Source organism: Mesorhizobium sp. M7A.F.Ca.ET.027.03.2.1 (genome assembly GCF_003999175.1).
Lineage (GTDB): Bacteria > Pseudomonadota > Alphaproteobacteria > Rhizobiales > Rhizobiaceae > Mesorhizobium.
In genome coordinates, this window is sequence record NZ_RZOM01000574.1 from 1 (window position 1) to 3,928 (window position 3,928).

Annotated in this window: 3 protein-coding genes; 2 read left to right on the top strand and 1 reads right to left on the bottom strand. The window is 62.7% G+C overall.

Going from position 1 to position 3,928, the window contains the following annotated elements:
• On the bottom strand, positions 1 to 1,026 hold a 1,026-nt coding region (locus EN750_RS22480; protein WP_127397677.1), incomplete at its 3' end, for an FAD-dependent monooxygenase.
• Positions 1,027 to 1,107: 81 nt separating this feature from the next.
• On the opposite strand from EN750_RS22480, the gene EN750_RS22485 reads away from it, so the two are divergent.
• Both EN750_RS22485 and EN750_RS22490 read left to right on the top strand, forming a co-directional pair.
• On the top strand, positions 1,108 to 1,692 hold the full coding sequence (locus EN750_RS22485; RefSeq protein ID WP_127397678.1) for a TetR family transcriptional regulator: 585 nt from the start codon (positions 1,108 to 1,110) through the stop codon (positions 1,690 to 1,692).
• Between the two features lie 703 nt (positions 1,693 to 2,395).
• Positions 2,396 to 3,928, top strand: a 1,533-nt coding sequence (locus EN750_RS22490; RefSeq protein WP_281062314.1) for a helicase-related protein, incomplete at its 3' end; no start/stop codon positions are given.

Genomic DNA, 3,928 nt, shown 5'->3' on the forward strand with positions numbered 1-3,928 from the left:
GCCCGCCAGTTCGATCACCTCTTGTGCCGCGGGACGCCGAAGCGTCTCGTAGAGGTCGAGTTCGCTTTCCGGGCGGACACCGTTGATCACGTCGCCGAGCAGTTCTCCCAGCACCACGGCATCGATCAGGCCGGTGTTCATGCCTTGGCCGCCGGCTGGGCTGTGCACATGGGCGGCGTCGCCCATGACAAACAGGTGCCCCTGGCGGTAGGACTTGGCAAGGCGGTGATGCACGCGGAACCGTGTACTCCAGGTCAGGTCGAGCACCTGCGCCGGGCTGGCCGACGGGCCGCGACTGTCGAGCAGCGCCTGTATGTCGGCAATGCCAGGCCGCTCAGGCGCCTCATCCATGGTCGCTACGATGCGATATGATCCGTCCGGCAGTGGCGCGACGACGACCAGTCCGGCCGGGGAGAACAGCAGCGACACCTCCGTTGGCCCGAGCGGCCAATCAAGGCGCACGTCGGCGAGTACAAAAGACCCTGCATAGGCCTCGCCATCGAAGCCTATGCCGGCGGCCTCGCGTACCACGCTGTGCATGCCGTCCGCACCGACGACGTAACGCGCCGAGATCGTCTTTTCGCGACCATTCTGGACGACCGTGACGTGTGCGCCATCGACCCCCTGCAATACCTCCTTCGCCTCGACGCCGCGATGGACGACACCGCCCAACCCAGCGATGCGCTCAGTGAGGACCTTCTCGGTTAGGTTCTGCGGAATCATCAGCACGTAGGGATACGCCGAGGGCAGGCCCGAGAAATCGAGGTTGATTAGGACCCGGTCGCGATCACGTATGGCGAAGTTGTCAAGCTTCAGGCCGAGTTCGACCAGCCGCCCCGTAACGCCAAGCGGCTCGAGTGTCTCCAGCGTCTGCGCGTGGATCACTCCGGCACGTGAGGTGTTGAGGCCTTCGGCGAGGCGGTCGACCACGACGTGATCGACGCCTGCCTGATGCAGGGCAATGGACAGCGCCAGGCCGGTCGGGCCGGCGCCTATGACCAGGACTTCGGTGGTATCAGGCAGCATTTTCTCTCTCCATTTGTCAACGATTGGTGACTTTTATCTTGGGTGCTTGAGTTTGTCAACGCTCGTTGATATTTGATTTTCATGAGCACGAATCATTCGAAAAAGCCGAGCAAGTCGGATCGCACCCGAGGGCAAATCCTGGATGCCGCCAGAGATCTGTTTGCCGAGCACGGCTATGACGGCGCGTCGATCCGCGATGTCGGGACCCGCGCCTCGATCGATCCGGCCATGGTGATCCGCTATTTCCACAGCAAGGACGAATTGTTCGCCCGGGCGGCACTCGTCGACCTGCAACTGCCGGCACTTCGGGTGATCGACCCGGCCACCGTCGGCGAAACTTTGATCAGGCGGTTTCTCGAAGTCTGGGAAGGCCCGGCCAGCGGACCCGGCATGGCAATTCTGCTGCGTTCCGCGGCGTCGAACGAATTCGCCGCCGAAAAAATGCGCGAGATATTCGCCAACCAGGTGAGGCCGGTGGTTGCGGCGGTCGGCGATCTCGCCGACGCCGGTCGAAGGGCCGGGCTCATTTCGAGCCAGTTGCTGGGTTTGGCGATGTGCCGATATGTGCTGCGGCTACCGCCCGTCGTCGCTCTGTCACACGACGAGATCATCCGGAACGTCGGCCCTGCGCTGCAACGCTATGCCACTGGAGAGGACACGGCCTGAACCAGCGGTCCGGCCGGACCCGTCAACATGCAGCGGCTGCACCTAGCCAAAGCATGCAACCAATCTGTGCCGAAGCAGCACGCGGAGGTTAACAGCCACCCGCCGCCCTGTGCGAAAGCTGCTTCGTAACCTGTGGATTCTCGGTGGATAAGCTGTTCACAACACAAGATATTGGGGTGAACAAATCAGGAAAATCACGCCATCGCTGATTCGTCGCTGATTCGTTCCGGCTATGAGCCGAACGTTAACGACGACAGCCGGAATCGCCTGCCCAACTGCTTAACGCAGGTTAAGAAAGATCAACAATTTCATCATGTTGGTCGAGGCGCGCCTAGCCACCGTGATTGTTTCCAGGCAAAGGTTAACGGCAACACCCCTCTTAGCATGAAACGGGCCAGTTCAGCGATTCAGCATGTGGTGCGACTCGCGGCCGCGAAATCCACATGTAGCCGTGAACAAAAGCTGAATCTGCAGGAGTCACTGATTCGTCGCCGATTCGTTCCAGACTCGTTCTATCCGTTAATCCGCAGCCGATTGGAAGCTTGACAAAACCACCTTCTCGCCGCCGGCGGAACATTCCGCTTTCGCTTCGCGCCCGAAATCCCTATGTGTCGCCTGTCATACGCGCCATTTGAGGCAGCGCTCCCGACAACCAGAGGCCAGAAGCCTTATTTCCAGATCCCGGAAGCCTTATTCTAGGTTGATGAACATCCAGCCCAAACACACAGAGCCGCTGATCCTGTCGGGCCGCGACGTGACCGCCGTGCTCGGGCCCACCAACACCGGCAAGACCCATCTCGCCATCGAGCGCATGGTAGCGCATGAGAGTGGGATCATCGGCCTGCCGCTCAGGCTTCTGGCGCGCGAGGTCTACGCCCGCGTCTGCGAAAAGGTTGGCGCCCACAAGGTCGCGCTGATCACGGGCGAGGAAAAGATCCAGCCGCCGGGCGCCAGATATTCGGTCTGCACCGTCGAGGCCATGCCGCGCGAGACCGACGCCGCCTTTGTCGCCATCGACGAGGTGCAGCTCGCCGGTGACCTCGAGCGCGGCCACATCTTCACCGATCGCATCCTGCACCTGCGCGGCCGCCAGGAGACGCTGCTACTGGGTGCCGCCACCATGCACGGTATCCTGCAGCGCCTGCTGAGGGGTGTCTCGGTGGTGACGCGGCCGAGGCTGTCGCATCTTGCCTATGCCGGCTCCAAGAAGCTGACCCGCCTGCCGCGGCGCACGGCAATCGTCGCCTTCTCCGCCGACGAGGTCTACGCCATCGCCGAGTTGATCCGCCGCCAGCAGGGCGGTGCCGCCGTCGTGCTCGGCGCGCTCTCGCCGCGCACCCGCAACGCCCAGGTGGCGCTATTCCAGTCCGGCGATGTCGACTACCTCATCGCCACCGACGCCATCGGCATGGGTCTCAATCTCGATCTCGACCACGTCGCCTTCGCCCAGAACCGCAAGTTCGATGGCTTCCAGTACCGCAACCTGACCGCGGCCGAGCTCGGCCAGATCGCCGGCCGCGCCGGCCGGCATCTGCGCGACGGCACGTTCGGTGTCACCGGCCAGGTCGACCCGCTCGACGAAGAGCTGATCAAGAAGATCGAAGGCCACGATTTCGATCCGGTGAAGGTGCTGCAGTGGCGCACCGCGCATTTCGACTTTGCCAGCCTCGACGCGCTGAAGCGCTCGATCGAGACCAACGCTCCGGTCGAGGGACTGACGCGGGCATTGCCTGCCGTCGACGCACAGGCGCTCGAGCATCTGTCGCGCGACGAAGACATCCGCGCGCTCACCACCAATGCCAAGCGCGTGGCGCTGCTGTGGGAAGCCTGCGCGCTGCCCGACTACCGCAGGATCGCGCCGGCGCAGCATGCCGACCTCATTGCCTCGATCTACACGGACCTCGCACGCCACGGCCATGTCAACGAGAATTACATGGCCGAGCAGGTGCGCCGCGCCGACACCACCGAGGGCGACATTGACACGCTGTCGCATCGCATAGCCCAGATCCGCACCTGGACATTCGTGTCGAACCGGCCCGGCTGGCTGGCCGATCAGGCACACTGGCAGGAAAAGACGCGCGAAATCGAAGACAGATTGTCGGATGCGCTGCATGAGCGGTTGACGAAACGCTTCGTAGACCGCAGGACTTCCGTCCTCATGCGGCGCCTTAGAGAAAATACCATGCCTGAAGCCGAAATTAGCCCTACCGGAACCGTCCTTGTCGAAGGCCACCAT

Bases quoted from the DNA above. Each gene is read 5' to 3' on its own strand.
- EN750_RS22485 (WP_127397678.1), top strand. From the start codon at position 1,108: ATGAGCACGAATCATTCGAAAAAGCCGAGCAAGTCGGATCGCACCCGA.